The 26,660-nt window shown below is 65.8% G+C and carries 29 protein-coding genes; 5 read left to right on the top strand and 24 right to left on the bottom strand.

What is annotated here, in order from left to right:
- The first annotated feature begins 45 nt into the window (after nucleotides 1–45).
- Both CQW49_RS03615 and CQW49_RS03610 read left to right on the top strand, forming a co-directional pair.
- Nucleotides 46–1,233 (top strand): glycosyltransferase family 4 protein, encoded by a 1,188-nt coding sequence (locus tag CQW49_RS03615; RefSeq protein ID WP_003612167.1) that lies wholly within the window; start codon nucleotides 46–48, stop codon nucleotides 1,231–1,233.
- A 4-nt stretch (nucleotides 1,234–1,237) separates the two neighbouring features.
- Nucleotides 1,238–2,773 (top strand): lipopolysaccharide biosynthesis protein, encoded by a 1,536-nt coding sequence (locus tag CQW49_RS03610; protein WP_162150820.1) that lies wholly within the window; start codon nucleotides 1,238–1,240, stop codon nucleotides 2,771–2,773.
- A 12-nt stretch (nucleotides 2,774–2,785) separates the two neighbouring features.
- On the opposite strand, the gene CQW49_RS03605 is transcribed toward CQW49_RS03610, so the two are convergent.
- The 21 genes from CQW49_RS03605 to CQW49_RS03505 all read right to left on the bottom strand — a co-directional run bounded on the left by CQW49_RS03605 (nucleotide 2,786) and on the right by CQW49_RS03505 (nucleotide 22,524).
- A complete protein-coding gene (locus CQW49_RS03605; protein WP_003612169.1) occupies nucleotides 2,786–4,150 on the bottom strand; it encodes a sensor histidine kinase in 1,365 nt (454 codons plus the stop codon).
- Nucleotides 4,137–5,636: a sigma-54-dependent transcriptional regulator gene (locus CQW49_RS03600; RefSeq protein ID WP_003612170.1), complete on the bottom strand. Its 1,500-nt coding sequence runs from the start codon at nucleotides 5,634–5,636 to the stop codon at nucleotides 4,137–4,139. The genes CQW49_RS03605 and CQW49_RS03600 overlap by 14 nt, the downstream gene beginning before the upstream one ends.
- Before the next feature lie 9 nt (nucleotides 5,637–5,645).
- A complete protein-coding gene (gene hypE, locus CQW49_RS03595; protein ID WP_003612171.1) occupies nucleotides 5,646–6,695 on the bottom strand; it encodes a hydrogenase expression/formation protein HypE in 1,050 nt (349 codons plus the stop codon).
- Nucleotides 6,692–7,819, bottom strand: a complete 1,128-nt coding sequence (gene hypD / locus CQW49_RS03590) for a hydrogenase formation protein HypD (RefSeq protein WP_003612173.1) — start codon at nucleotides 7,817–7,819, stop codon at nucleotides 6,692–6,694. Before hypD ends, hypE begins: the two co-directional genes overlap by 4 nt.
- Nucleotides 7,816–8,046 carry a HypC/HybG/HupF family hydrogenase formation chaperone gene (locus CQW49_RS03585; protein WP_003612175.1) on the bottom strand — a complete coding sequence of 77 codons (231 nt, stop codon included), beginning with the start codon at nucleotides 8,044–8,046 and terminating at the stop codon, nucleotides 7,816–7,818. The genes hypD and CQW49_RS03585 overlap by 4 nt, the downstream gene beginning before the upstream one ends.
- A gap of 4 nt (nucleotides 8,047–8,050) precedes the next feature.
- Complete coding sequence (gene hypF, locus CQW49_RS03580; protein WP_003612177.1) at nucleotides 8,051–10,354, bottom strand: carbamoyltransferase HypF; 2,304 nt, start codon at nucleotides 10,352–10,354, stop codon at nucleotides 8,051–8,053.
- Nucleotides 10,355–10,367: 13 nt separating this feature from the next.
- On the bottom strand, nucleotides 10,368–11,336 hold the full coding sequence (gene hypB, locus CQW49_RS03575; RefSeq protein ID WP_003612179.1) for a hydrogenase nickel incorporation protein HypB: 969 nt from the start codon (nucleotides 11,334–11,336) through the stop codon (nucleotides 10,368–10,370).
- Nucleotides 11,336–11,677, bottom strand: coding sequence for a hydrogenase maturation nickel metallochaperone HypA (hypA, locus tag CQW49_RS03570; RefSeq protein ID WP_003612181.1), 342 nt, complete (start codon nucleotides 11,675–11,677; stop codon nucleotides 11,336–11,338). Before hypA ends, hypB begins: the two co-directional genes overlap by 1 nt.
- The gene (locus CQW49_RS03565) at nucleotides 11,670–12,704 is read right to left on the bottom strand and encodes a nickel-dependent hydrogenase large subunit (protein WP_003612183.1); all 1,035 of its coding nucleotides are present in this window, start codon (nucleotides 12,702–12,704) and stop codon (nucleotides 11,670–11,672) included. The genes hypA and CQW49_RS03565 overlap by 8 nt, the downstream gene beginning before the upstream one ends.
- On the bottom strand, nucleotides 12,701–13,192 hold the full coding sequence (gene hybE, locus CQW49_RS03560; RefSeq protein ID WP_003612185.1) for a [NiFe]-hydrogenase assembly chaperone HybE: 492 nt from the start codon (nucleotides 13,190–13,192) through the stop codon (nucleotides 12,701–12,703). The genes CQW49_RS03565 and hybE overlap by 4 nt, the downstream gene beginning before the upstream one ends.
- Nucleotides 13,189–13,380 carry a rubredoxin gene (locus CQW49_RS03555; protein WP_003612187.1) on the bottom strand — a complete coding sequence of 64 codons (192 nt, stop codon included), beginning with the start codon at nucleotides 13,378–13,380 and terminating at the stop codon, nucleotides 13,189–13,191. Before CQW49_RS03555 ends, hybE begins: the two co-directional genes overlap by 4 nt.
- Nucleotides 13,377–14,234, bottom strand: a complete 858-nt coding sequence (locus tag CQW49_RS03550) for a hydrogenase expression/formation protein (protein WP_003612188.1) — start codon at nucleotides 14,232–14,234, stop codon at nucleotides 13,377–13,379. Before CQW49_RS03550 ends, CQW49_RS03555 begins: the two co-directional genes overlap by 4 nt.
- Nucleotides 14,231–14,668 (bottom strand): thioredoxin domain-containing protein, encoded by a 438-nt coding sequence (locus tag CQW49_RS03545; RefSeq protein WP_003612190.1) that lies wholly within the window; start codon nucleotides 14,666–14,668, stop codon nucleotides 14,231–14,233. Before CQW49_RS03545 ends, CQW49_RS03550 begins: the two co-directional genes overlap by 4 nt.
- Before the next feature lie 152 nt (nucleotides 14,669–14,820).
- Nucleotides 14,821–15,126, bottom strand: a complete 306-nt coding sequence (locus tag CQW49_RS03540; RefSeq protein ID WP_003612191.1) for a HypC/HybG/HupF family hydrogenase formation chaperone — start codon at nucleotides 15,124–15,126, stop codon at nucleotides 14,821–14,823.
- A gap of 7 nt (nucleotides 15,127–15,133) precedes the next feature.
- Nucleotides 15,134–15,355, bottom strand: coding sequence for a hypothetical protein (locus CQW49_RS03535; protein WP_003612192.1), 222 nt, complete (start codon nucleotides 15,353–15,355; stop codon nucleotides 15,134–15,136).
- A complete protein-coding gene (locus tag CQW49_RS03530; RefSeq protein ID WP_003612195.1) occupies nucleotides 15,352–15,927 on the bottom strand; it encodes a HyaD/HybD family hydrogenase maturation endopeptidase in 576 nt (191 codons plus the stop codon). The genes CQW49_RS03535 and CQW49_RS03530 overlap by 4 nt, the downstream gene beginning before the upstream one ends.
- Nucleotides 15,928–16,108: 181 nt before the next feature.
- Nucleotides 16,109–16,834 carry a Ni/Fe-hydrogenase, b-type cytochrome subunit gene (gene cybH, locus CQW49_RS03525; RefSeq protein WP_003612198.1) on the bottom strand — a complete coding sequence of 242 codons (726 nt, stop codon included), beginning with the start codon at nucleotides 16,832–16,834 and terminating at the stop codon, nucleotides 16,109–16,111.
- Nucleotides 16,835–16,847: 13 nt separating this feature from the next.
- Nucleotides 16,848–18,638 carry a nickel-dependent hydrogenase large subunit gene (locus CQW49_RS03520; protein WP_003612200.1) on the bottom strand — a complete coding sequence of 597 codons (1,791 nt, stop codon included), beginning with the start codon at nucleotides 18,636–18,638 and terminating at the stop codon, nucleotides 16,848–16,850.
- Between the two features lie 144 nt (nucleotides 18,639–18,782).
- Complete coding sequence (locus CQW49_RS03515; protein WP_003612202.1) at nucleotides 18,783–19,847, bottom strand: hydrogenase small subunit; 1,065 nt, start codon at nucleotides 19,845–19,847, stop codon at nucleotides 18,783–18,785.
- Between the two features lie 200 nt (nucleotides 19,848–20,047).
- Nucleotides 20,048–21,499, bottom strand: coding sequence for a nickel-dependent hydrogenase large subunit (locus tag CQW49_RS03510; RefSeq protein ID WP_003612204.1), 1,452 nt, complete (start codon nucleotides 21,497–21,499; stop codon nucleotides 20,048–20,050).
- Nucleotides 21,496–22,524 carry an NADH-quinone oxidoreductase subunit B family protein gene (locus CQW49_RS03505; protein WP_003612206.1) on the bottom strand — a complete coding sequence of 343 codons (1,029 nt, stop codon included), beginning with the start codon at nucleotides 22,522–22,524 and terminating at the stop codon, nucleotides 21,496–21,498. Before CQW49_RS03505 ends, CQW49_RS03510 begins: the two co-directional genes overlap by 4 nt.
- A 188-nt stretch (nucleotides 22,525–22,712) precedes the next feature.
- Between CQW49_RS03505 and CQW49_RS03500 the strand changes: the two genes are divergently transcribed.
- Nucleotides 22,713–22,970 (top strand): con-10 family general stress protein, encoded by a 258-nt coding sequence (locus CQW49_RS03500; protein WP_003612208.1) that lies wholly within the window; start codon nucleotides 22,713–22,715, stop codon nucleotides 22,968–22,970.
- A 153-nt stretch (nucleotides 22,971–23,123) separates the two neighbouring features.
- Here CQW49_RS03500 and CQW49_RS03495 read toward each other — a convergent pair whose 3' ends face one another.
- The gene (locus CQW49_RS03495; protein WP_003612210.1) at nucleotides 23,124–24,314 is read right to left on the bottom strand and encodes an NADH-quinone oxidoreductase subunit D; all 1,191 of its coding nucleotides are present in this window, start codon (nucleotides 24,312–24,314) and stop codon (nucleotides 23,124–23,126) included.
- A 119-nt stretch (nucleotides 24,315–24,433) separates the two neighbouring features.
- On the opposite strand from CQW49_RS03495, the gene CQW49_RS03490 reads away from it, so the two are divergent.
- Nucleotides 24,434–24,616 (top strand): DUF1328 domain-containing protein, encoded by a 183-nt coding sequence (locus CQW49_RS03490; protein WP_003612212.1) that lies wholly within the window; start codon nucleotides 24,434–24,436, stop codon nucleotides 24,614–24,616.
- Between the two features lie 40 nt (nucleotides 24,617–24,656).
- Here CQW49_RS03490 and CQW49_RS03485 read toward each other — a convergent pair whose 3' ends face one another.
- Complete coding sequence (locus tag CQW49_RS03485) at nucleotides 24,657–25,145, bottom strand: phage holin family protein (RefSeq protein WP_003612216.1); 489 nt, start codon at nucleotides 25,143–25,145, stop codon at nucleotides 24,657–24,659.
- A 19-nt stretch (nucleotides 25,146–25,164) separates the two neighbouring features.
- Nucleotides 25,165–25,488, bottom strand: coding sequence for an ElaB/YgaM/YqjD family protein (locus tag CQW49_RS24315; RefSeq protein WP_003612217.1), 324 nt, complete (start codon nucleotides 25,486–25,488; stop codon nucleotides 25,165–25,167).
- A gap of 334 nt (nucleotides 25,489–25,822) precedes the next feature.
- On the opposite strand from CQW49_RS24315, the gene CQW49_RS03475 reads away from it, so the two are divergent.
- Nucleotides 25,823–26,644 carry a YihY/virulence factor BrkB family protein gene (locus CQW49_RS03475; protein ID WP_003612219.1) on the top strand — a complete coding sequence of 274 codons (822 nt, stop codon included), beginning with the start codon at nucleotides 25,823–25,825 and terminating at the stop codon, nucleotides 26,642–26,644.
- Nucleotides 26,645–26,660: the final 16 nt, after the last annotated feature.

Genomic DNA, 26,660 nt, shown 5'->3' with positions numbered 1-26,660 from the left:
TAATCCCGTTATGGTCGAGCGTGTGAAAGTCGAGGGGGCGATCCGATGAAGATAGTTCATATTGTTCGTCAGTTCTGGCCCTCGCGTGGCGGGCTCGAAGAATTCGTTCATCGCCTCGCCTGCGAGCAATATCGGGCCGGCGCCGAGGTGCGTGTAGTGACGTTGGATCGCCTGTTCACGGATCGGCGCGGATCTCTCCCTGAAAGCGATGTGCTCGACGGAGTCGAAATCCGTCGCATTCCGTTCAGGGGGTCGAGACGCTATCCGATCGCGCCCGCGGCGCTCGCGCATATCGAAGACGCCGACATCGTGCATGTGCATGCAGTCGACTTCTTCTTCGACTTTATCGGGCTCGCGTCGTTGGTCTCGCGTCGGCCGATCGTAGCGACGACCCATGGCGGGTTCTTTCATACATCCGCGCATGCGACCCTGAAGCGACTGTGGTTCGAAGTGGTCACGAGATTGACGGCGCGCCGCTATAGCGCGGTCGTCGCCTGCAGCGAGAGCGATTATCGATTATTCGCGACGATCACGCCGGGCAATCTCCGGCTGATCGAGAACGGCGTCGACATCGACAAATTCGCCGATGCGGCGAGCCGAACACCGAAGAAGTCGCTGGTCACGATCGGTCGATTTTCGCTCAATAAGCGCCTCGACCGTCTGCTCGAAACGATGCATGCGCTCGTCACGCAGGACCAGCAATGGCGTCTCGACATCGTCGGTTTCGAGTCCGATTGGGGAATCGAACGTTTGAAAGCGGAGATCGCGCGGCGGTCTCTGCAGAACCATGTCGAGGTTCATGTGGGTCTCGACCCGTGCGCCGTCGCGCAGGTCATCGGTCGCTCGAGCCTTTTCGTGAGCGCGTCCGATTATGAAGGATTTGGAATTGCGCTCATCGAAGCGCTCAGCGCCGGGTTGTGTCCAGTCGTGCACGCCAATGAAGCCTATCGCGCCTTCTCCGCGCGGCGCGGGTTGGTCCACCTCACCGACTTCGCCGAACCGATCGCATCGGCGAGCGCGATCCGAGAGGCTTTCGCCGAGGTCGAAGAGTCCGGCGCGCTTCGCGCCGCCGCTATCCGGCTTGCGGGGGAGTTCGCATGGCCGCGCGTGGCCGAGGCCTATTTCAAAACATATGGCGAAGCGATCGATACGCGGCTGCGGCGCCCGATTTGCTCGACGAAGATCGAGAGGACCAACCGTGTTCCAAAACGATCGGCCGGCCTTTCTTCATGATGAGATGAGTCGCACACGCGCCGGCAGGTTAGAAATGTCGCTCGATAAATTCACACGCAACACGATTTTCGGGCTCGTCGCCAGTCTGAACTCGTCGCTCGGGAGCTTTCTGGGGCTCGTCATCGTGGGGCGCATGCTCGGTCCCACCGGCGCTGGAACCGTGGCGATCGGCATCTGGCTCACCGGGATGGCGGTCACATTCGCCGATCTCGGATTGCCGCTCACGATCGCACGGTTCACGCCGGAGCTGATGGCGCAAGGCGAGATGGCCTATGCCGAAGAAATCGGTCCGTATTTCTTTCGGCCGATTTTGTTCTCGACGACGATTGTCGTCGGATTGTTCGGCGAATTGGCGCTCGGCGGTGCGCAATGGTTTCGTGAAAATCTGCGATTGAACGTGTTGAGCGAATCGCCCGACTCGATCTGGTTGGTGATCGCATTCATTTTTGCTGTGCAGGCATTGAATAATTTCGGCCTGTCGGTGCTTCGTGGTCGGCAGAGCTTCGACGTCGCAGCGAAGCTGACGGCGATCAGTCTGCCTCTGCAGCTCGTCGCCACCGGCGCCGGATGTTTTTATGCCGGCGCCGAGGGGGCGCTCGTCGGCTATGCGATGGGAAGTATCGCCTGCGCTGGACTGGCGTTGCAATATGCGCGTCGCACGACCGGGCTTCCGGAGAATCTCCGTCAGCGCGCCTGGCGCTTCGCCGTCAATAATTGGGGCGTCGGCCTCATTTCCGTGATCGTTTGGTCGCGCCTCGAAATCGGCTTTCTCGATTATTGGCGAGGAGCCAAGGAGGCCGGATTGTTCGCGGTCTCGTACACGCTTTGCAATCTTGCCGCTCAGGCGCCGTTGCTGATGACCGGAGGGCTGCTGCCGCTGTTCGCCGAGCGTCATGCGCTGCGAGATCGAAGGGGGTTGTGCGACGCCTACGCCTCGGCAATTCGGTTCGTCGCGCTGTTGCTGTTTCCGGCCTGTTTCGGAATGGCTGCGATCGCACCTTTGTTCTTGCCGGTGCTGTTCGGGGCAGAATTCGCCGAAGCGAGCGCATCGGCGACAGTGCTGATCGCGATGCAAGCCTTCGGCTCGATTTCGACCGTAAGCTCCACCCTCCTGCTCGCCTGCGAGAAGAGCTCCTTTCTCGTGCGCACGGGGTTGATCGGCGTCGTCGTATCTCTGCTCGCCGGGGTTACGGCGATCCCTGCCTTCGGCGTTATGGGCGCGGTCGCGACGCGCTCGGCGGTGCAGAGCTTTCTCACTCTCGCAAGCTTTATCTATGTGGCGAAGGCTCTCAATCTGCCATTCCCCTTGTCGAAGTTCGCGCGGATCGTGGTCGCGGCGATCGGCTGCGCCGTCTTCGCGCGAGTGATCGTCTTGGAGTGGCAGGCTCCAGCCGCTCTGGCGCTGGCGATCGGCTCCGGCGCCGTGGTCTATGGCTCGCTGATCCTCATGCTCAATGTGCTCGAGCCCAATGAGCTGCAATTGTCGAGAATGCTCGCCGGCAAGGTTCTGTTCAAGGCGGCGTTGCGCAAGGCGAGCTGATGGGCGCTGCTTTCAGTCTGTTGCGCGGGGCAGACGCAGCGTGAAGCGAGCGCCGCCCGATGGCGGCGCGTCGATCTCGATCGAGCCGCCATGTTCATGCACGATCGAATAGCTGATCCATAGTCCCAATCCGGTTCCTTCTCCGACGGTCTTTGTCGTGAAGAAGGGCTCGAAGACACGGCTGCGCAGCGCATCCGGCACGCCCTTGCCATTGTCGATCACTTCGACGACGGCCGACGAACCTTCCGCATGTGTGACGATCTCGACGAGCGGCGCGGGAGCGTCGCGCACGGCGTCGAGCGCATTGTCGATCAGATTGACCAGCACCGAGTGAATCTGGCCGCTGTGGCCGCAGGCGAGAAGATCGGGCTCGAGCCGCGTGACGATGCGCGCCTTGGCCTTTTTGCTGCGCGCAGCCCATTGCGTCGCGGTCTCGACCACCTTCGCGAGCGCGACCGGCTCGCGCGGCGTCTTGGCGCCGAAGGAGAGCCGGCGCAAATTCTTCACGATGTCGCTGATGCGCACTGCGCCTTCGAGCGTGCCTTCGATCAAGGGCTCGAGATCGGCGATGACCGCGTCTATGTCTTCGGCGCGCCGAAGCTTTTCGCGTTCCTTGACGGCGACGCCGGAATGAATGGCTGCGAGATAGCGGGCGAGCGCCTTGCGATAGCGATCGAGCGTATGAATATTGCCGTAGACGAAGCTGATCGGATTGTTGAGCTCATGCGCGACGCCGGCGACCAGGCGGCCGAGGCTCGCCATCTTCTCCTGCTCGATGAGCCGCGACTGCGCCTGCTTGAGCTCGACATGGGCGAGATGCAGAGCCTCATAGGCGCGCCTGAGCTCGCCGATCGGCCGGCCGGTGAAGACGGCGCCGGCGCGCCTGCCGGCGGCGTCGAACAGCGGCGAGCGATTGATCGCCATCAGATCGGACGGCCCGTCGCTGGTGCGAAAGCGCAGCTCGCCGCTGGTGGTCTCTCGTGTCGCTGCGGCGCAGAGCGTCTTGGCCTCGGCGCGATCCTCGGCGACGAACAGGTCGATGAGGGATGAGCCGACGAGTTCCTGCTCGTCGTGTCCCATCAGCTCGCGAAAGGCTGGATTGATCTGCAGAATCGCGCCGCTCTCGTCGCAGACGACGAGAACGTCGGAGACGGAGGCGATGACGCTCTGGATGAAGGTCTGCGCTTCCTCGAGCTCGCCGTTCTTCTTCTCGAGGTCCGACTCATAGACGATGAGATCGGCATAGACCTCGTCCATCTTGCGAATGACTTCTAGCCAGACTTGCTCGCTCCCCTCCGAGAGCGCGATGTCGGCCCCAGCGACGCGGGCGATGAGATCGCCGCGCGCGCCGTCGCGCGTCGTCTCAGGCTTCGTCATCGACGACGCGAGAAATATCGTAGCGCGCGATCTTGCTGCGCAGGCCCACGCGCGACAGGCCCAGCTCGTCGGCGACATGGCTGATGTTGCGCCCGTTGCGCTCGAGCGATTCCTTGATGAGCGCGCATTCGAGCATTTCGACCCGCTCCTTCAGCGTAAAGCGCGTCTGCCCCTCCTGCTGCGCCGCCGGGCGTCCATGGTCGAGAATTGCCGGAGACAGCAGCTCCGGCGAGAGATTGGCCTCGCCGTCGCTCAGCACGACCATGCGCTGGATTTCATTGTGCATCTCGCGCACGTTTCCCGGCCACGAATAGCGCTCCATCAAGCGCAGCGTCTCCGGCTCGAAGCCGGGAATGCGGCGGTTGAATTGCTGATTGACCGCGAGCAGAATGCGCGCGGCGATGATCGCTATGTCGCCTCTGCGCTCGTTGAGGGCGGAGAGATGAATGGGGAAGGCGGCGAGGCGGTAATAGAGATCGCGGCGAAAGCGGCCGGCCTCGACCTCCGCCTTGATGTCGCGATTGGTGGCGGCGATGACGCGCACGTCGACGCGGCGCGGGCGCTGGGCGCCGAGCGGGCGGATTTCGCCCTCCTGCAGCACGCGCAACAGCTTCACCTGAAACGAGGGCGAGGTCTCGCCGATCTCGTCGAGAAAGATCGAGCCGCCGTCCGCGACCTCGAACAGGCCGACGCGATCCTGATAGGCGCCGGTGAACGCGCCCTTCTTGCAGCCGAACAGCTCGCTCTCCAGCAGCTCGTCCGGCAGCGCGCCGCAATTTTCGAGGACGAAGGATTTCTCGCCGCGCGCCGAGCCATGATGAATGGCGCGAGCGAGCAGCTCTTTGCCCGTGCCCGAGGCGCCGGTGATCAGCACGGAAATATCATATTCGGCGGCGCGCCGCGCCAGAGCGATCGTTTGCCGCATCGGGCTGTCGGGGGCGTGGGCGATGCGCGAGAACTCGAACATGCGACGCTCGGCGCGTCGCTTGTCCTGGACGATGCGCCGCAGTCTTTCATTGGAGGGCTTGGCGTCGAGCGGCGGCGCCGCGCCGCCCTCCTTCTGCGCCGCATAGAGCCGCGCCGCCTCGCGCACGGTCTCCAGCAGGCGGTCGGGGTCCCAGGGCTTGGTCACATAGCGATAGACGCCGGCCTCATTGACGCCGGCGATGATATCCTCGGCGTCGCTATAGCCGGAGATGATCATGCGGACCGGCTCCGGCCAGCGCTCGCGCACGCGCGTCAGGAATTCCACGCCGGTCTCGCCGGGCATGCGCTGGTCGCACAGCACCACTTGCACCAGATCGCCGTCGAGAATCGCCTCCGCCTCGGCGGCGTTTTGCGCGCACAGAATCTGGAACTCGACGCCGAGCACGCGCTTCAGCGATTCCAGCGAGCGCCGCTCGTCGTCGACGATGAGCACTGTGGCTCCGGTCGCGCTTCTGCGCTTGTCGCAGTCGAGTTTCGCGGGGTCTTCGCGCTCGTTCATGGTTGACGCTCAGCAGATGCGCGGCAATTGCTCGCCGGACAGCCAGTCGACGATGCGGCCGCCGCCGAAACGGGTCGTCATTTGCACGAAGCCATGCTCATCGGCGACGATCTCACCGATGCGGGCGGAGCCTCGGCCGAGCGGATGCGCTCGCATCACGGCGAGGAGGGAGTCGGCCGCCTCCGCCGCGACGACGGCGACGAGCTTGCCTTCATTGGCGACGAACAACGGATCGAGGCCGAGCAGCTCGCAGGCCGCCGCGACTTGCGGCGCGACGGGAATGGCGGACTCCTCGACATGCGCGCCGACCTTGGATTGATGGGCGATTTCATTCAAAGTCGCGGCGAGGCCGCCGCGCGTCGGATCGCGCATCAGGCGAATCGCGGGCCCGGCGGCCTCGACCATGACCGCCACCAATTCGTGCAGCGCGGCGGTGTCGGAGAGGACCTCGGTTTCGAAAGAAAGATTCTCGCGCTTCGACATCACGGCGACGCCATGGTCGCCGATCGAGCCCGAGAGAAGGATCGTATCGCCCGGGCGCGCTTTGTCGCCCGAGAGCTCGAGCCCTGCCGGCGCGACTCCGACGCAGGCGGTCGAGACGAACACGCCATCGGCCTTGCCGCGCTCGACGACCTTCGTGTCTCCGGTGATGATGGGGACGCCCGCGGCGCGCGACGCCTCGCCCATGCTCTGGGCGATGCGGCAAAGATCGGCGAGCGGAAAGCCTTCCTCTATGATGAAGCTCGCCGACATATGCAGCGGCCTCGCGCCGGCCATGGCGATGTCGTTAATCGTGCCATGCACGGAGAGCTTGCCGATATCGCCGCCCGGAAAGAACAGAGGTGAAACGACATAGCCGTCCGTGGTCATGACCATGCGGCCGGCGGCGATGTCGAAGGCGGCTTGATCATTGCCGGCGCGCAACCAGTCATTGTCGAAAGCGGCATGGAACACATCGGCGATGAGCCGCGCCATCGCGCGGCCGCCGGAGCCGTGCGACAGGTCGACGCGGCCATTGCGCAGATCGAGCTTTCTTCCCATCGGCTCGTGCTTGTTCATGACGCCTTCCGCCGTTCGAGCTGGCGGAATCTTCCATAAGCCCAGTGGGCCGCGCAAGAGCCTTCCGACGACACCATGCAGGAGCCCATGGGGGTCTCCGGCGTGCAGGCGGTTCCGAACAGCTTGCAATCCTGTGGACGCTTGGCCCCGCGCAGGATCGCGCCGCATTCGCAGGCCGGATTGTCGCGCGCGGGCGAGGTGACGACGCCGAAGCGCTGCTCGGCGTCGAATTGCGCGTATTTTTCGCGCAGGCGCAGCGCGCTGCGCGGAATCTCGCCGAGGCCGCGCCATTCGAAGCTCTCGCGCAGCTCGAAAATCTCCGCCATCTCATCGATCGCTCTGCCATTGCCGGTCTCGGTGACGGCGCGGCGATATTGGTTCTCGATGTCGCTGCGGCCCTCGTTGATCTGCCGCACCAGCATCAGCACCGCCTGAATGACGTCGAGCGGCTCGAAGCCGGCGATGACGACGGGCTTGTGATAATCGGTGGCGAAGCGGCGATAGGGCGACATGCCGATCACTGTGGAGACATGGGCCGGGCCGACGAAGCCCTCGATCGCGACGCCTTCGTTGGTTTCGAGAATCGCCTGCATCGCCGCCGGCGTGATGACATGGTTGCAGAAGATCGAGAAATTGCGCAGCCTCTTCTTCTGCGCGAGGCGAATGGCGAGCGCGGTCGGCGGCGTCGTGGTCTCGAAGCCGATGGCGAAGAAAACGACCTCGCGATCCGGCTCCTTCTCGGCGATGGCGATGGCGTCGAGCGTCGAATAGACCATGCGGATATCGGCGCCGTCGGCCTTCGCCTTCATCAGGCTTGTTCCGCCCGAGGCCGGCACGCGCATCAGATCGGCATAGGTGCAGAGCGTCACCTCGGGGCGCGCGGCGAGTTTAATGGCGTCGTCGATGCGGCCCATCGGCAGCACGCAGACCGGGCAGCCCGGCCCGTGGATCATGCGGATGTTTTCGGGAAGCAGATCTTCGACGCCATAGCGCGAGATCGCGTGTGTATGGCCGCCGCAGAACTCCATGAAGCGATAGTCGCGCTCCGGCTGCGCCTCTGCAGTGATGCGGCGCGCAATGCCGCGCGCGAGCTCGCCGTCGCGATATTCGTCGACGTGCTTCATGACGCAGCTCCGAGCGCGGCGGCTTCGCGCAGCAGCTCCAATGTGGCGAGCGCTTCGACCTCGTCGATCTTGGTGAGCGCATAGCCGACATGAAGCACGACGTAATCGCCGATCGCTAGATCGTCGACGAGCGCGGTGGAAATGATCTTGCTGACGCCGTCGAGACTGACGCGCGCCATTTCGTCCGGAAGCAGCTCGACGACGCGCGCTGGTATGGCGAGACACATGGCGTTAAGCCTTTCTCTCTCGGGCGACGAAGGCCTGTCCGAGCGACAGGCCGCCGTCATTGGCGGGAATTTTTCGCGCGAGCAGGGGCGTGAGGCCGCGCGCGCGAAGACGCTGCTCCAGTCCTTCGGCGAGAAACTTGTTCATGAGACAGCCGCCACCGAGCGCGACGCGCTCATGGCCGCGAGCGAGCGCGGCGTCGCCGAGCCATATTGCGAGGGCCTCGATCAGCGTTCCGTGAAACAGCTCGGAGCCGCGCGTCGCGTCGAGTCCTGGCTCGAGCAAAGCCGCGAACAGCGGCGCGAGATCGAGCGCTTCGTCCTTGATGCGGAAGCCGTCGGGTAGGGCGCTCGGCGTGCGGCACAGCCCCTCCAGCTCCATCGCCGCCTGCCCCTCGTATTCCTGAACATGGCGCAGGCCGAGCAGAGCGGCGGCGGCGTCGAAAATGCGGCCGAGGCTCGTCGTGTGCGCGACGAGCGGCGAGGAGGCGAGCATGGCGACCTGTCCCGCGAGCGCAAATTGCGGGAAGCGATCGAAGGCTTCGCCGCAGCGATCCAGTTGGGCGAGGACGGCGACGCCCATGCGCCAGGGCTCGCGCGCGGCGCGGTCGCCACCGGGCAGCGGCAGCGGCGTGAGATGGCCGAGACGGCGCCACTCGCCATGTTCGACCAGCATCAGCTCGCCGCCCCAGGCGCCGCCGTCGTCGCCATAGCCATAGCCGTCGAGCGCGGCGCCGAGGATCGCGCCCTCGACCCCATGCTCGGCGGCGATCGCCGCGACATGGGCGGCGTGATGCTGCACGCGCAGAAGAGGGAGGCCCCACTCTTCAGCAAAACGCGTCGAAGCGAGATCGGGGTGGAGATCGCAGGCGATGAGTTCGGGACGGACGTCGAGAATATCGAGCATGCGTGCGATCGTCTCGCGATGGAAATCGAGGGTGGCGCGATTGTCGAGCGCGCCGATATGGGTGGAGACGAAGGCTTCGCGGCCGCGCGTGACGGTGATGGTGGTCTTCAGATGCGCACTGAGAGCGAGCACGTCCGGGCCGTCGCCTTTGAGCGCGATCGGCTCGGGAATGAAGCCGCGGGCGCGACGCAGCAACGCCGGCGCGCCGGCGATGACGGTCGCGACGCTGTCGTCGGCGCGCGCGACGATGGCGCGGTCATGACCGATGACGAGATCGGCAATTGGCGCGAGCTTCTCGCGGGCTTCCTCGTCATCGATGATCAATGGCTCGCCGCTCACATTGGCGCTGGTCGCGACAATGATGAAATCCTGCGGCGCCTCGCGCCACTCGCGGCCGGCGGGCGCGCCCGCGGCGGCGTGGAACAAGAGATGATGCAGCGGCGCATAGGGAAGCATCACGCCGATGCGCGACAGGCGCGGCGCGACGGAGGGCGCGAGCGGCTCGCGGCATTCGACGACGGTGATCGGCCGCGCGGTCGAGCGCAGCAGGCGCAGCGACTCCGCGTCGAAATCTCCGATACATCGGGCGGAGGCTTCGTTGGCGACCATCACCGCGAAAGGCTTGGCGTCGCGCTGCTTGCGCCGGCGCAGCTCGGCGACCGTGGATTCATTGCGCGCGTCACAGAGAAGATGGTAGCCGCCGACGCCTTTCAGCGCGACAATGCCGCCGTCGCGGATCGTCGCGACGATGTCGGCGATGAGCGAGGCTGAAGGCTCGCGGTCCAGACCGGGGCTTGGACCGCGAGCCTTCAGGCTCGCAGAAAGACGCTTGAGGCGCGGCCCGCAGTCGGGGCAGGCGATCGGCTGCGCATGAAAGCGCCGATCGGCGAGATCGGCATAATCGCGCGCGCAGGCGCCGCACATGGGAAAGCGCGCCATCGAGGTTTGCGCGCGGTCATAGGGCAGGTGTTTCGTCAGCGTGTAGCGCGGCCCGCAATGGGTGCAATTGACGAAAGGATAGAGGTAGAAGCGGCTCGACGGATCGAAGAGGTCGTCGAGGCAGTCCTCGCAGACGGCGGCGTCCGGCGTGATGCGCGTCTGCGTGCGTCCGTCTCTACTCTCCTCGATGCGAAATTCCGCTTCGCTGATTGGCGCGATCGTCTCGCAAGTGAGGCTGTCGATGCGCGCGAGCGGCGGCGGCTCGCGGCCGAGCGCGGCGACGAAATCCTCGACCGCTTCGCCCTCGATCTCCATCAGCACGCCGCGCGCGTCATTGCGCACGAAGCCGCCGAGCGCGTAGCGATGGGCGAGCCCATGCACGAAGGGACGAAAGCCGACGCCCTGCACGGCCCCCGTCACGCGAAGGCGCAGTCTCGATATCGTCGCCGGCTCGCAAGAGGCCATGACCAGCTCGCTCTTATCGTACCGCCGTCGCCGCTTCGCCGCGCCTTTGCGCGAGACGCGCGGCCCGCGCCTCGATCCAGGCGTAGAAGGCGGGCATGCCGTCGCCGCTGCGCGCCGAGACGACCAGGATCTGCAGATCGGGATTGACCTTCAGCGCATTGGCGAGGCAGCGGCCGACGTCGAACTCCACATGCGGCAGCAGGTCCGACTTGTTCAGCAGCATCAGATCGGACACCGCGAACATCTCCGGATATTTGAGCGGCTTGTCCTCGCCCTCGGTGACCGAGAGCACGACGACCTTGTGCGCCTCGCCGAGATCGAAAGCGGCCGGGCAGACGAGATTGCCGACATTCTCGATGAACAAGAGCCCATTCGGCGCGAGCGGCAGATCGTCGAGCGCATGTCCGACCATATGGGCGTCGAGATGGCAGCCCTTGCCGGTGTTGAGCTGGATCGCCGGCGCGCCTGTCGCGCGAATGCGCTCGGCGTCGTTGGAGGTCTGCTGATCGCCCTCGATCACGGCGATGGGGAAGCGATCCTTCATGTCGCGGATCGTGCGCACGAGCAGCTCGGTCTTGCCGGAGCCGGGGCTCGAGACAAAATTGAGCGCGAATGTTCCATTGTGCGCGAGGCGCGCGCGATTGTCGCGGGCGTTCTCATTGTTCTTGCCGAGAATGTCGCGTTCGATGCGGACGATGCGATCCTGAGTGAGCCCGGCGATATGGACGCCGGCCGGCCCCGCGCCGAAATCGATTACCGCGCCTTTGGGCTCGTCATGCGCGTGGTCGTGATCATGATCGTGCGCATGATCGTGGTCGTGATGCGCGTGAGGGTGATCATGGCCATGATGGTGATGGCCGTGCTCGCCATGCGCATGAGCATGGTCATGATCGTGGCCGTGCTCGTGCGAGTGGCCGTGCTCGTGAGAATGGGCGTCCTTGCCCTCGACGCTCGAGGTTCCGCAGCCGCAGACCGTGCACATCAGTCGACCTCCAGTTCCTTGACCCGCATATCCTCGCCGCCTGTCACCTGCACATGATAGCCGCCGCAGTCGGGACAAGGGCCGAAACGTTCGCTCACCGCGACGATCTTCCCGCAGTCGAGGCACCAGCCTTCGCCGGGCGTGGCGATGATCTCGAGCCGCGCGCCCTCGGTGACGCCGCCGCGCGCCACGGCCTCGAAGCAGAAGCGGATCGCCTCGGGCTCGACATGGCTCAAAGCGCCGATCTCCAGCCGCACCACGCGCACCTGCGTGAATCCCTGCTTGCGGCTCTCTTCCTCGATCATCTCGACGATGCTTTCGGTCAGCGCCAGCTCATGCATGGACGGCCTCCTCGAGCGTGACGTGAAAGGCGACGCAAGGATCGAACAGAGCGGCGAGCCGCGTGATCGTGTCCGCTGCACTGCTGCTCGATATGCGCGCGCCGAGCAGAGAGGCGACGAAGGGCCCGGCCGGGTGGAAGTTCCATTCGGTCGGAGCGAGGATCGCATAATCGGCGATCTTATCGTCGTCGCCGAGCCGCGCCCAGTGATATAATGCGCCGCGCGCCGTCTCGACAGCCGCGAGACCTTCTCGCCGGACCGGCGAGGAGAGGCGCGCAGGCTCCGGCGCGCCGCCCTCCGCCAAGCGGGCGAGCGTGTCGGCGAGATCGATCATGCGCGCCTGCAGCCGCGCCAGCGCCGCGCCATGGCCGAAATCCACCTCTCGCCAATGACGCGCGAAGGCGCCGGTCTCCGGCGCGCGCCCAGTGATTTGCGGCTCGCGCGAGAAGCCATCGCCGTCTCGCCGCAGGCCCGCGAGCACGGCGTCGTCGTCCATCGCGCAGAGCGCGTCGGGCGCTTGCGCGGCGAGCGCCGCATCCTCCGCGCAAGCGCGCCATAATGAGCCGAAAAAAGTGTTCGCGCATGGATGGCGCTCGAGGCCGAGCGCGCGCGCGAGCGGCTCGAGCTCCCCGGCGTCGGCGCGTTTCGGATCGAGCGCGATGGCGCGCGTCAGCGTCAGCAGCTCGCGTAGCGGCGCAGGCGGAGGCGCGCCCGCCATTGCGGCGCTCGAGCGCAGCGTCTCGGCGACGCGCTCGCTCAAAAGCCGGGTCGTCGTCGCGCGCGACGGGGTCGGCCGCTCTCCGCGCGCAGCGGCGATGGCCGAGGCGGCGGCATGACCATGCGCGACGCCGCACAGAGCGTGCAGGCGCTCGGCGAGCAGCGGCGCCTCCTCGGCGGGACGGCCGCGGAACAGACGGGCGAGTCCAACGGGGCGGCTCGAGCGCAGACGCACCGAGCAGATGCGGCCGTCCGCCGTCTCCACGGCGATGGAGATGGCGCCCGCGGCGAAGGCCCCGTCGCTGCTCATGGCGCCGCGCCGTCTTCTTCGGCGCGTCGGCGCCGGCCGAAGAAGACGGCGCGGCGGTCGAGCGTGGCGGCGGCGCGCTCCGCTCGCGGGGGATCGTGCAGATGCGCATCGAACAGCGCGTCGAGCGCCGCTTGCGCCGTGGCGCGGGCCGCGTCTTGATCCGCGAAAGCGTCCATAGGCGAGAACAGCGAGCAGGTGGCGATGCGTCCGAAGCCGTCGAGCTCGCTCACATTGAACTCGGCGTCTCCGGCGGGAAAGCGCAGACGCAAGGTCGCGGCGTCGAAGGATTGTGCGTCGTCGAGCGGCGCGGCGATGAGATTGGCGAACCAGGGCGTCACCATGACGCCGAGCGCGAGATCGCCGAAGTCGCGGAAGCCGACCGCCTCGACCGCGAGCGCGTCATTGCAGATCGGCGCGTCGCGCATGGCCCGGCGATAAATCTCGCGATAGATGGCGGCGAGCCGCTCGGCGATCGCGCCGGCGTTCATTCGCTCAGCCTCAGGAATTTCTCGCGCGCCGCGTCGCATTCGGGGCAGCGCCAGTCCTCCGGCAGATCGGCGAATGCGACGCCCGGAGGAATCTGCCACACCGGATCGCCCTCCGCCGGATCATAGACATGCCAGCATACGCCGCATTCCATGCGCGTCGCCGCGTCGGTGACATCATTGTCGCTCATGCGAAATAGGCCTCGTGGATCTCGCGCAGGCGCTCGGCGGAATCGCGAAAATCCTCGTCGGCGGCGCGCGCCGCCTCGGGCGTGTCGCCGATCTCCAGAGTGTCGAGAATGATCGTGCTCATCGCGTTGAAGAATTGCACCGACCATACATTGCGGGCGCCGGTCGCCGTCACCTTGCAATGGCCATAGCCGCGCGAGACCAGCTGCACCGGGCCCTCGCCGAGCGTGCGTTGAAGGAAGTCCATGTCGATCTCATTGACCGGCAGCAGCGAGAAATTGATCGTGTGCGAGGGGCCGCCCGGTCGATGCGCGCGCATGCGGCCGTCGATCTCGGCGAGGATCGGCATCACATTCATCGCGCCCTCCGGCGCTTCGCCGAGGCTCAGCCGCTCCGCCGTGAAGGCGGAGGCGCGCTCGACGACATGAGGGATCGAGGCGATCTCGAGATAATCGGCGACGAGCCGTCCCGCGGCGTCGGTGAAGCGCACGCGCCACAGGCCCGCCATCGCCGCCTCTGTGAGCTGGGCGACGCCGCCGTCCGGCAGAGCCGCGAGGCCGCTCACCTCGCCTTCGCCGAGCACCTGGCCGATGAGCTCGCGCTCATGCGCCTCGTAATCGGTGATGTCGAAAAGCTGGCCCGCCGCATCGGCGCGCTGCGCGTCCAGCGCCTGCGCGAGCCGCGGCAGCAGCTCCGCGGTGCGTGGACAGCGCGCGATCGATTCCTCGGCCGAAGCGGTGGCGAGAAAGGCCACGACATCCTTGCCGCGTACAACGCCCTCGCCGGCCTCGGCGAGCGGCAGCATGGTCATCGTGTCGTCGGATCCCTCCGGCGCGATCCAGAAGCCCGCCTTCATGCTGTCGTCTCCTCGCCGGAAAATGTGATGCTGACTCGCGGTCCTGTCGGACGTTCGAGCACCGGGGCGTCGGGCCGCAGCCAGCCGTTTATGCGCGCGCAATAATCGGCCCAATCCCAGACCTTCGGCAGCACGCCCACGGGGTCGGCTCCGCGCGTCACGACGAGGCTCGGATAGACGCCGACGAGAAAGCGGCGGGCGAGGGCGGTCTCCGCCGCCGGGGCCACTATGGCGGGCGCGAGCCGACCGGTGAAGGCGGCGATCAGCTGCGGCAGGATCACCGCGACATCATGGGTCTCGCTGCGCTGCGCCGGATCGCCGGCGAAGAACAGCAGCGCATGCGGCGCGTCAGCGAGAAAGGCGTCGATCGACGCCTCGTCCACCTCGGCGACGCCATGCTTGTCGCGCAAGGCGCGCAGCAGGGGCGACGGCATTGTTTCCTCCGGTCTTTTTTTTAAATGGCCGCAAGCCCTGTGCCAGCATCCGCCCCTTACGGCTGCAAAGGAGGTGACTGAAGCGAAAGGGAGTTTGCCAGCAGCGGCTATCTGTTCCGCTTCGGTCGCTGACAGCTCACTTTCCAGTCTGATCAGCGACCTTCCGGCTCGCGCAGAAAGGCCGGAAGCTCGGGCTCGCGATCGACGAGATCGGCGAAGAGATGATCGACATTCTCGCCGGCGAGCGCTTTCTCGACGGCGTCGAGGGCGTCGTCGATCTGCGCGGCCTCGAGCGGATCGAGCAGCCGCACCGCCGAGTCGATATGCACCAGCACGCGCGCGCCGGCGGGCTGAGCGCCGACCAGCGCCATGGATACATGCCGCCGCTCGCCGCGCCGCTCGCACAGCGCCTCGAAGGCGTCGCCTTCGATCACGGTCATGGGAAAGCCGATGCACATGACGCCGTCAGCGCCAAGACTCGGAGCGCCACGGCTTGAACCAATAGCCGACGGCGACGACCATCGCCGCCCAGCCGAGCCCGAAGGCGATGGTGAGCAGATGATCGGGCTGCGTGAAGATATGCGCGAGATCCCAGGCGAGATCGGCGGGATGGTCACCCGGATGGGCGAGCGCCGCGGCGGGAACCAGCGAGACGGCGGCCGTCACAGCGTTGCGAATTGCGTTCATGGACTCGTCTCCTCCTCGGCGCCGCACGGGCGCCGCTCATAATGGCGATGGTCGAGGTCATGCGCGAGCAGCCGCTCGTCCGAGGCGTCGTCGCGCCTGCGAAGGTCGACGCCCCATTCGGTGAGAATCTGCTCGGCGGCGGCGAGCGCCGGCTCGATCGCCGCCGCTGCGGGAGCGGTCAGCGGGCCGCCCCAATCTTCGAGATCCTGCGGCTGGCAGCCGATCAGCGCGAGGCGCGTCGGATAGCGTCCGAGCAGATCGGCGGCGGCCAGCACTTCCTGAAAGCCGGTCTGGTGCAGGCTCATCTTCTTCGCGCCCATGAAGTGGGGCACATCGGCGTCGCGCATGACGCGCAGGGTCCCCGGCTCGAGGCCGTAGTCTATGGCGTCGAGCACCAGTAGTTGGTCGCAGGTCTCGACGAACTGCACCAGATAGAGCCCCTGCGTGCCGCCGTCGAGAATGGTCACGTCATTCCCGGTCTCGAACCGCGCATGGAACGCCTCGACCGCGCGCACGCCGAAGCCTTCGTCGGCCCAGAGAATATTGCCGATGCCCAGAATCAGGGTGCGCATGGCTGCTCCCCTTGCGCCGTTATCGTGAGCGCAGCGAAACGATCCAGTAATCGCCCCGCGGCTCTGGATTGCTTCGTCGCTGCGCTCCTCGCAATGACGGTGGCTTCGCCGTCATTGCGAGCGCAGCGAAGCAATCCAGCGCCGCTGCGCGGCGTCTCCGAACATTCCTTCGCTGTCGACATCACTTGTCGGCCTCGTCGCGGAACACGCGCTCGCCCGATATCATCGACGAGATCAGGCTCTGGCGCGACATGATGTCCTCCCGCACCGCGGTGTAGACATGGATGATGATGAACAGCACGACGCCCCACATGGCGAGATGGTGCCATGTATGGACATCCTGGCTGTTGGGCCAGATCGAGAACACCCAGCCGAACAGCGCATATTGCCAGCTGTCGCGGCCGGCGCCCTCGGAATAGAGCGCGAAGCCGGTGACGACGAGGAAGGCCAGGTTCAGCATGAACAGATGCATGACCAGATGGCCGAGCGGATTATGGCCGAGGTATTTCTTCGGCGCCTTCGCGAGAAAAGCGTACCAGCGCATTTCATGCAGCACGCCCCACAGCCATTTGCGATCCCAGATCGGCAGATAGAAAATCTGCCGCGCATGCTCATTGCCGACGAAGGCCCAATAGATCCGCATCAGCAGCGCCACGGCGAGGACATAGCCGGCCGAGAAATGGGCGAAGCGGATATAGCCCATCAGGAATTGAGAGCTCGCTTCGCCGGGCGTCGAAGGCGGCGGCGAGGCGATGAAATAGCCCGTCGTCGCCAGCACCACGATCGCCGCGGCATTGATCCAATGCCACAGCCGCACCGGCGCCTCATAGACATAGACGCTCTCGAGCCGCGCGGCTTTCTCGCCGTGGCTGTCGAGCACGCCATGGACTTGCGTCGCCTCGGTCATGATCATCCTCCGTTCAGCGAACCGTGACTTTCGTCATCTCTTGCCCGTCCTCGCTCATCACATGAGTGGAGCAGGCGAGGCAGGGGTCGAAGGAATGAATGGTGCGCAGGATCTCGAGCGGCTTCTGCGGATCGGCGAGCGGCGTGTCCATCAGCGAGGCCTCGAAGGCGCCGATATTGCCTTTGGGGTCGCGCGGGCTGCCGTTCCAGGTGGTCGGCACGACGCACTGATAATTGTCGATCTTGCCGTCCTTGACCCGGATCCAATGGGCGAGCGCGCCGCGCGGCGCCTCGGTGAAGCCGAAGCCCTTGGCCTCCTTCGGCCAGCTCTCGGGCTTCCATTTGTCGATATTGGCGGTCGAGGAATCGCCGGCCTTGATGTTGGCGATCAGCTTCTGGTGGAAATACTCCATCTTGCGCGCCGCCCATTGCGCCTCGAGCGCGCGCGCCGCGGTGCGGCCGAGCGTCGAGAACAAAGCGGTGACCGGCACGCCGAGCTTCTTCAAGAATTCGTCGGTCGGCTCTTTGAACTCGGCTCTGCCCTGGGCATAGCCGACGATATAACGCGCGAGCGGCCCGACCTCGACGGCGTGGCCGCGCCAGCGCGGCGATTTGATCCAGGAGTATTTGCCGGCTTCGTCGAGCTCCACGATATTGGTCGGCGTGCCCTTGGCCGCCGGGCCCAGCTTATAGTTCGGCTCGGTGACGCCGTCCCAGGGATGCAGGCCCTTGGTCTCGTCCGGATATTTGTACCAGGAATGGGTGACGAACTCCTGGATCTGCTCCGGATCGGTGTGGTCGACGGGGAAGACCTCGTTCAGATTGCCGTTGAGGATCACGCCGCGCGGCAGGCCGAGATTGGCGGGAGAAAAATCATTGGCGTGCTCGGGAATGTCGCCATAGCCCATGACGTTCTTGCCCGAGAGGCCGCCGCCATAGAGCCAGTCCTTGTAGAAGGAGCCGATGGCGAGAATGTCCGGCACATAGACCTTCTCGACGAATTCGATCGACTGTTGAATGATGGTGCTGACCTCGTTGAGGCGCTCCATGTTGATGGCGCCCACGGCGCCTGTTCCATCGACATTGATGGCGCAGGGAACGCCGCCGACGAGCCAGTTCGGATGCGGATTCTTGCCGCCGAAAATCGTCTGGACCTTGACGATCTCCTTCTGGAAATCGAGCGCCTCGAGATAATGAGCGACCGCCATCAGATTGGCTTCCGGCGGCAGTTTATAGGCGGCGTGGCCCCAATAGCCGTTCTTGAACGGCCCGAGCTGTCCCGACTCGACGAATTTCTTCAGCCGAATCTGCAGATCCTTGAAATAGCCCGGCGAGGAGAGCGGCCAGTCGGAGATCGATTGCGCCAGCGCCGAGGTGGCCTTGGGATCGGCCGAGAGCGCCGAGACGACATCGACCCAGTCGAGCGCATGCAGATGGTAGAAATGCACGAGATGATCGTGAATCTGCAACGCCAGCTGCATCATATTGCGGATGGAGTTGGCGTTCTCGGGGATGGTGATGCCGAGCGCGTTCTCCACCGCACGCACCGAGGTCAGCGCATGCGTGCCGGTGCAGACGCCGCAGATGCGCTGCGTGAACGCCCAGGCGTCGCGCGGATCGCGGCCCTTCAGAATAACCTCGATGCCGCGCCACATTGTCCCGGTCGACACCGCATTGCGGATGACATTGTCCTTGTCGACATTGACCTCGACGCGCAGATGCCCCTCGATGCGGGTCACCGGATCGACGACGATGCGCTTGCCGGAATTGTCGAGATTGAAGCCGTTCGGCGTCAGAATGCCCATGATCGCGTTTCCTCGGCGGCGTTTGCATTATGTTGAGGATGGTAGAGTCGTCACGCGCGCCCTCTGGAGCCGCGTCCTCGTGGTTCGAGACGGCTCCGGCGGAGCCTCTTCGGCATGAGAGCGAGCGGGAGCGCGCTTTGCTCCTCACCCGTCGTGCTTGCTCGTGATGCGCTTGATCGCGGTGACGCCCGCATGAGCGGCGACGGCGCCGCCGACCACCGCCGCGGCGGCGAGGCCCACTTCATCGGCGTTGCTCTCTATGCCGAATTGCTTGATCGTGGTCAGGCGATCATAGAAGGAGCCCTTGTCCCAGAAATCCTCTTCCGAGCAGCCGATGCAGCCATGGCCGGATTGGATCGGGAAGGAGACGCCGCCATTCCAGCGCACGGTGGAGCAGGCGTTGTAGGTGGTCGGGCCCTTGCAGCCCATCTTGTAGAGGCAGTGGCCCTTGCGCGCCGCCTCGTCGTCCCATTCCTCGACGAATTGGCCGGCGTCGAAATGCGGGCGGCGATAGCATTTGTCGTGGATGCGCTGCGAGTAGAACATTTTCGGCCGACCTTGCCGATCGAGCTCGGGCAGCTTGCCGAAAGTGGTGACATAAGTGATGACGCCGGTCATCACTTCGGCGATCGGCGGGCAGCCGGGCACCTTGATGATCGGCTTGTTCTTGATCACCTTGTCGATCGGCGTCGCCTGCGTCGGATTGGGCTTGGCCGCCTGCACGCAGCCCCAGGAGGCGCAGGCGCCCCAGGCGATCAGCGCCATCGCGTCCTCGGCCATCCATTTCAGCTTCTCGACGAAGGGCTTGCCGCCGTCGATGCAGAACATGCCGCCCTCGTTGAGCGGCGGATTGCCTTCGACCGCGAGAATATATTTGCCTTTGTATTTTTCTTTCGTCTCCTCGAGGATCGCCTCGGCCTGGTGGCCGGCGGCGGCCATGAGCGTGTCGTCGTAATCGAGCGAGATCATCGACAGCACGACATCCTTCGCCAGCGGATGCGCCGAGCGAATGAAGCTCTCCGAGCAGCAGGTGCATTCGAGCCCGTGCATCCAGATGACGGGGATGCGCGGATTGGTCTCCAGCGCATGGGCCATGCGCGCGGCGGCGGTCGATCCGAGGCCGAGGCTCGCCGCGGTGAGCGAGCAGAATTTGGTGAAGCTGCGGCGCGTGACGCCCTGACGACGAATGACGTCGTAGAAGGTTTCCATGGCGGCTGTTTCCTTCCCACCCGTTGTGCATTGCGGCATTCGCGCGACGACGCCGCTTGCGGAAATGGGCGCAAGTTGTGGGCCAGCGACAATGGAACGAGAAGATTTCCAACTTCTCAGGCAATTGAACAAAATTCGCGGGCCCGCCGCGGCGGCCGAATTGAAAGTCGTTCTTCCAGCCGCGGAAAGCTGCTCACCACTCAATGCGCCGTGCAGACCATGCAGGGGTCGAATGAGCGCACGATATGCTGCAGCGCAACGCTCGAGGCGCCTTCGGCGCCGACGTCGAGCCCCTGCAGCGCGAATTCGAGCGGCCCGGGCCGGCCCGAGGCGTCGCGCGGCGAGAAATTCCATGTCGTCGGCGCGATGATCTGATAGCGCGCGATCTCGCCATTCGCATAGCTCGCCCAATGGCCGAGCGCGCCGCGCGCCGCCTCGACGAAGCCGGCGAAGGCGCCATCGCGCAGCGGCGTATCGGGCGTGCAGAAGGGTTCGGATCTGCGCAGGTCGCGCGTCCATCCGTCCATCGCCTGCGTCAGCAGCGCGATCTCGAGGAGGCGCGCGACGATGCGGGCGAAGACATTGGAGGCGCCCTGGGGCGCGAGGAGATCACGGATCAGCGGATGGCCGGCGACCGCCTGCCGGGCGAGGGCGCCGACCTCGACCGCGCGCCCCTCGAGCCGCGGCGCCTTGGCGAAGCTGTAAGCGCCGGGCCGATGAATGTCCGGCACGGTCTCGGCGCGCGCGGGATCGCCCGCCGTGTCGCGCATGAAGCTATGGGAGACGTCCTCCTCGATCGCATGCAGAGGCGGCGCCCGCAGCGCGCCGGTCGCCGCGTCGAGCAGCCCGGCGGGAAAGTGATGGCCGTCCGAGCCGAGATAGGCGCCCGCCGACATCAGCAGGCCGGGGCCGCGCCCGATCTGCTCGAGACGAAGATCGCGCGCGATGCGGACGAAGGCGGCGAAATCGCCAGCGGCGCCGGCGCCATGCGCGAAGCGGTCGAGAGCGTCGCCGGACGCGAGTTCGATCACGGCCTCGATCGGCGCCGCGAACAGCGTCCGCTCGATGAAGCCGCGGAAATCGGCGAGCAGAGCGACGAGCCGCATTTCGTCGCCGAGCGCGAGCGCCCGCGTCACGCCGCCGGGGCGGAAGGCGAGGCTGTGCGGCCATTTGCCGGCGATGAGGCCCATTGTCTCCAAGAGACGCGCGCGCGCCGGCAGCGCCTCCCGCAGCGCCGCGCCGGAGACGGCTCTGAAACGCGTCTGCGCCGTTTCATGCCAGCTCCGCGCGGCATAAGCGGCGCGCGCGAAATCGGGCATGAAGAACACGTAGAAATGTGTGAGGTGATCGGCGATGTTCTCGGCCGCATGGGCGAGATTGGTGGCGATCAGGCCGTTGCGCGCCGGCGCTGCGTTCTGCGCGCCGCGCAGCACGGCCGCCGCGGCGAGCGATTGCGACACCGAGCAGATGCCGCAGACGCGCGGCGCGATGACGAGCGCGTCCTCGGCGGGACGGCCGAGCAGCAATTGCTCGAAGCCGCGATAGAGCGAGGCGGCGACGCGCGCCTCGCGCACCACGCCGTCGTCGATGTCGAGCGTCAGCTCGAGATCGCCCTCGACGCGATTGAACGGGCCGACGACGATGCGCGTCATTTCTTCTTCTCGGCGCCGGCTCGTTTTTCCGCCCCCGGCGCCGGTCCGCGCGCGACGCGGTCGCTGCGCGCATTCTCGCGCACGCGCGCCGGCGTCGCCGATTTGGAGAGCGCGGCGAGCGCCACGAACCAGGCCTTGGGCATGTCGAGCGGCAGGCCGACGGGAATGCCGCCGATCTTCGGCGTATGATGGAAGCCGCGCGTCGCCTCGAAGCCGGGCGAGGTGCAGGCGATGCAGGTCGAGCCCGCCTGCGTGCAGGAGCCGCCGCCGTTCCAGGCGCGTTGATTGCAGTCGCCGACCGCCTGCGTCGCCTTGCAGCCGAGATGCTCCATCAGGCAGCCGCGCTCGAACACGTCTTCGGCCGAGGCTTTGAACTCATAGAATTCATTGCGGCTGCAGCCGTGATGAGCGAGATGATCGGCAAAGAGCCGCGGGCGGCCGAAGGCGTCGATGTCGGCTGCGGTGAAGCAGCGAAGCGCCAGCGCCGCCACGGTTTCCATGATCCAGCCCGGATGCGGCGCGCAGCCGGAAATATTGACCACGGGCAGGCCCGAGCGCGAGCGAAAATCGGCGCCGAGCGCGCCGCCGATCTCGGTCGCGGAGAATTGCAGGCCGCAGGCGTCGGTTGGATCGGGCGCGCCCGCCGGCACGCCGCCGAAGGCCGCGCAGCTGCCGACAGCGACGCAATAATCTGCTCGCGGCGCGAGCGCGCGCACCCAGTCGAACATGCTGCGGCCGGTGCCGGCCAGCATGTCGAAGCGGCCGGTGCCTTCCGGACCGCGCAGCACGGAGCCCTCGATCAGCAGAGCGTCGAGCCGCTCCTCGCCGCGCTCGACGCGTCCGAGAATGGCGCGCGCCTCCTCGCCGGTCTCCTCGCTGAGGCTCGGATGCCAGAGCAGGCGCACGCCGAAACGGCGCAGCTCCTCGAGCCAGCCGGCGCCGCCGCGCTCTAGCACCGACATGGTGCAGCCGCCGCAGCTTCCGGCCTGCAGCCAGAGAAGCGTGAAGTCATTGCCTGTCGTCATTGCCGCGGTCGTCTCCCGTCATTCGGGCGACGATTGTAGTGCATTGCTTCCCGCCGCGCATCTCATTGCTCGCCGCCGGCGGCGGCGGCGAACCGGATTCGGCGCGAGAGGAAATTTCGAAATATTCGGAACCTTGCATACGCGCTGTTGTTGTATCGATCCCTGACGAAGAAAGGGAGGAGGCACAGATGCCGAGAACCCAGACACATGACACGTCACGGCGAGGTTTCGCCTCTATGGACGAGGAGAAGCAGCGCGAGATCGCTCGCAAGGGCGGCGAGAGCGTTCCCGCGGAAGAGCGCAGCTTCTCGAAGGATCGGGAGCTCGCGGCCACAGCGGGGCGCAAGGGCGGCAAGAGCGTTCCGGCGGAAGAGCGCAGCTTCTCGAAGGACAAGGAGCTGGCGTCCGAGGCCGGGCGCAAGGGCGGCTCGACGAAACATTCGTGAACTTTCGTGAGCACCCTCTCCGCGGCCTACGCGCGGAGAGGGATTACGAGGAGCGAAGCGAGAAGCAATCCAGGGGCCGCCCAATGACTCTGGGATTGCTTCGCTTCGCTCGCAATGACGGCTTCTCGAGCATCAGGCTCGCTCATCCAGCAACTACCTATCGATCTCGCCGAACACGATGTCGAGCGAGCCGATAATGGCGGCGACGTCGGCGAGCATGTGGCCGCGCGAGAGCAGCTCGGTCGCCGCGAGATGGGCGTAGGAGGGCGGCCTGATCTTGCAACGATAGGGCTTGTCGCCGCCGCGCGACACGAGATAGACGCCGAACTCGCCCTTCGGCGCCTCCACCGCCACATAGACTTCGCCGGCCGGCACATGGACGCCCTCGGTGTAGAGCTTGAAATGCTCGATCGTCGCCTCCATCGAGCGCTTCATCACCTCGCGCGGTGGCGGCGTGATTTTCGGATGTTGGGCTGCGACCGGACCCTTGCCGTCGCCGGCGCGAAGCTTCGTCACGCTCTGCTTCATGATGCGGGTCGACTGACGCAGCTCCTCCACGCGCACGCAATAGCGGTCGTAGCAATCGCCGTGACGGCCCACCGGAATATCGAAATCCATCTCCTCGTAGCATTCATAGGGCTGCGCCTTGCGCAAGTCCCAGGCGGCGCCGCAGGCGCGCAGGAACACGCCGGAGAAACCGAGGCCCCAGGCCTCCTCGAGGGTGACGGCGCCGATATCGACATTGCGCGCCTTGAAGATACGGTTGTCGGTGAGCAGCGCTTCGATATCGTCCAGCACATGCGGAAAGCGGTCGCAGAAGTCGTCGATGTCGTCGATGAGCGCCTCCGGCAAATCCTGATGCACGCCGCCGACTCGAAAGTAATTGGCGTGCATGCGCGCGCCAGAGGCGCGCTCATAAAAGCCCATCAGCTTCTCGCGCTCCTCGAAGCCCCAGAGATTGGGCGTGAGCGCGCCGCAATCGGAGGCCCAGGTGGTGATGTTGAGCAGATGCGAGAGCAGCCGGCCGATCTCGAGATAGAGCACGCGGATCAATTGCGCGCGTCGCGGAATCTCGAGCTCGAGCAGGCGCTCGGCGGCGAGGCAGAAGCCGTGCTCCTGATTCATCGGCGCGACGTAGTCGAGCCGGTCGAAATAGGGAAGACCCTGCAGATAGGTCTTGTCCTCGAGCAGCTTCTCGGTGCCGCGATGCAGAAAGCCGACATGCGGATCGGCATGGCGCACGATCTCGCCGTCGAGCTCCAGAACGAGGCGCAGAACGCCATGGGCGGCCGGATGCACCGGGCCGAAATTGAGCGTGAAGCTGCGCGCTGGCTGCAGGCTCATGGCTGCAGGCTCATGGCGTCGGCGTCGCGGGCGGCGGCGGAGATTCGCAGCGCCGGAGCGAAACCGCTTCGCGGCTCCGGCGTTTAACGGCCGGGCCGGGATCACATCGGGAGGCGTTCGTGAGCGGTCTTCTGTATTGGGCCATCGTGTTCCTCGTGATCGGCATCATTGCGGCGCTGTTCGGGTTCGGCGGCGTCGCAGGCACTGCGGTCGAGGGGGCGCGCATTCTCTTCTGGGTGGCGATCGCGCTGTTCGTGATCGCTCTGATCGGCGGCATCTTCAGGCGCGGAAGAAGCGTGTAGGCCGCCCGCCGGCGCGGCGGCGCAACGCCGCCGCGCCGGCTCATGCGCTCTTTTGATCGTCCTTCTTTGCGCCGCCGTTCGGCCGCATCGTCGCCCGCGCCGCCGCCACCGCCACAGCGCTCAGCGCGAAGGCGGGAATGAGCCGTTGGGCGCCGATGCGCCGCAATGCTTCAATTCCGGCAGCGATGAACACAGGCGCGACGAGCCACTCCTGGCGTTTGTCGGCAGTCGCCGCCGCAGAGAGCAGATATCGTCCCGCATCGTCGCCGCGCGGGGCGACCGCGCGATGCGCCAATCGTCTCGACCACAGATAGAGCGCCGCGGCGAACGTCAGATAGACGCCGCCGAGCGCGAGGCTCGCCGTGAGGGTCCCCCATTCGCCCTGCGCGTAGACGAACGCCGCGAAGGTGAAAAAGCACAATGCGACGGCGACGCAGACGATCGCCGCCGCATCGATCGCGACGCCGAGGCCGAACCGCTTGGCGCGCCTTTCGATTGCATGTCTGGCGGCTTCGACGAATTGCGGCACGGCGATGACCTCGCTCGCTCTAACGGCGCAGCTGACTTCCGACCAGCGCGCCGACGCCGATGGCGATGGCGAGGCTCGTGAACGGATGCTCGCGAATGGCGCCTTCGACCGTGTCGCCGACCCCTTCGAGGCCGGCTTGGCGCACCATGTCGCGTCCTGTCGATTTCGCCTGCGACAGCGCGCCGTCGATGTCGTCGCCGAGCTTCTGCATGCGCATCTTGATCTCGTCGGCCATATCGCTGCTCGCGTCGCTTCCCATATTGCTCATTCGGCTCGCCAGATCGCTCAGATCGTCGCGCAGCTGGCTCAGTTCTTCCTGAAGTCCGTCGCCTTTCGACCCCATTGCCGACCTCCCGCTTCGAGCACTCTCGGCCCGTCTCGACAACGCCCCTCGGGGGGAGAAGGTTTCCCGCGCGCAGCGATTGGAGCCTCCCTCCCGAGCCGCCGCCATTGCGAGCCCGCGAAGCAATCCGTCAGCGGCAGGGCGGCATCGTCTACGGCTCGTCCCATGGCTCTAGATGGCTTCGCAAGCTCGCAATGACGATGCGGACGCGCTACTTTTCTCCGCAACTACGTCTCGTCGGCCGAAAGGATCGGCTCTGGAAAAGATCGGCGACGGCATTTTTCAGCGCGCTCTCGGGCGGCTCGCGCCGTGGGCCGAGCGATTGCCCGCGCCCTTGCGCATTCCGCTCGACGCTTTTCTGCATTTCAACGAAGGCGACGGCTTCGCGATCGCCAGCCATATCGCGCTCACGACATTGATGTCGCTGTTTCCGTTCCTCATCGTCGTCACCGCGCTCGCCGCGACATTCGGCTCGACGCGGCTCGCCGACGAAGCCGGGCGCCTGCTGCTCGACGTCTGGCCGTCACAGGTCGCGGCGCCGATCGCCGGCGAGATCCGCCGTGTCGCGACGACGCCGCAAGGAAGCGCGCTGACCGCCGGCGCGCTGTTCTCGGTCTATTTCGCGTCGAGCGGAATCGAGAGCCTGCGCATCGGCCTCAACCGCGCCTACGAAGCGCAGGAGACGCGGCCCTGGTGGCTGCTGCGTCTCGAATCGATCTTCTATGTGCTCGGCAGCGCCGTCGCATTGCTGATCCTGTCGGTGCTCGTCGTGCTCTGGCCCATCGTCACGGATGTGGCTGCGCGCTGGTTCGATTGGCTCCCGTCCTTCTGGACCTTCGTCACGCTGGCCCGCTTCGCCATCGCGACACTCGTTCTCGCCGCGGCCTTGTTCGCCATCCACAACTGGCTTCCCGCCGGCCGCCGCAGAATTTCCGAGACGCTCCCCGGCGTCGTCGTGACCCTGGCGCTGTGGCTCATCGCCGGTTCCGCCTTCGGCGCTTATCTCTCGGCCTTCGCCGAGCGATATGTGCTCACTTACGCGGGCCTCGCCTCGGCGATGATCGCGCTCGTCTTCCTCTATTTCACCGCCGTCATCTTCATCTATGGCGGCGAGCTCAACGCCGCCATCGCCCGCGCGCGTCGCGGCGCTAGATGAAGCACGAGCAAAGAAG

Origin of the sequence: Methylosinus trichosporium OB3b, assembly GCF_002752655.1 — a bacterium.
GTDB lineage: Bacteria > Pseudomonadota > Alphaproteobacteria > Rhizobiales > Beijerinckiaceae > Methylosinus > Methylosinus trichosporium.
Note: the sequence above shows the minus strand (reverse complement) of the source record. Positions and strands in the feature narration are given on the sequence as shown.